The 637-nt window shown below is 29.8% G+C and carries 1 protein-coding gene; it reads right to left on the bottom strand.

Annotated features, from left to right (window positions below; all coding sequences use genetic code 11):
* The coding region (locus tag JJQ93_RS12945) for a transposase family protein (RefSeq protein ID WP_503010264.1) at window positions 1-569 on the bottom strand (569 nt) is incomplete at its 3' end.
* Window positions 570-637: the final 68 nt, after the last annotated feature.

Genomic DNA, 637 nt, shown 5'->3' with positions numbered 1-637 from the left:
ATTTCTCCTTCGTCTTTATCTGAAGCATCTCTTTTAGGTTCAAGCATTTCCTGACCTATGATAAGATGTGGATCAGAACCTACAGTTGCACATATTACTGACCTATGAAAGTAATGAGTAATCCCGTCCTTTTGGACTCGTGTAAGACAATTATCACAGCACTTATTAGTGCTTTCAAATAACTCTACACCATCTATTGCAACGACTTTTAGTCCATCTATAGTTCCTTTTCTAAAAACCTTATTTTTTGTACTTGTCTTGATTATACTATTATTAAGTTCATTTAAGCCATCTAAATCAAAATTACTTAAAACACGCCTAATAGTGTCAATACGAGGAATTTTAGTCTTTTTAGGTAATACTTTTTTAAATTTACCTTTTTTAAGCCAATGTTCCAACCTATTAAAACTCCTTATTTGAAGTATAAATCCAAATAATACTACAAAGGTAACTGTTGAAATTTTTACTGAAGATTTTGCTCTTTTATCTTTTAGGGTATTGATTTTTTCTCCAAGATGGTATATCTTAGAGAAGTAGATAAGCATTTGTTTTAAATAACTTTTGTTCATTTTATCAGCATCCTTTCTATTTAGGTTATCGCAAAACATATTATAGAAAGGATGCTTTTATTTTGCAA

Source organism: Thermoanaerobacterium sp. R66, from assembly GCF_028895185.1.
Classification (GTDB): domain Bacteria; phylum Bacillota; class Thermoanaerobacteria; order Thermoanaerobacterales; family Thermoanaerobacteraceae; genus Thermoanaerobacterium.
The sequence above is the reverse complement of the archived record's forward strand: the minus strand, read 5'-3'. Positions and strand labels throughout refer to the sequence as shown.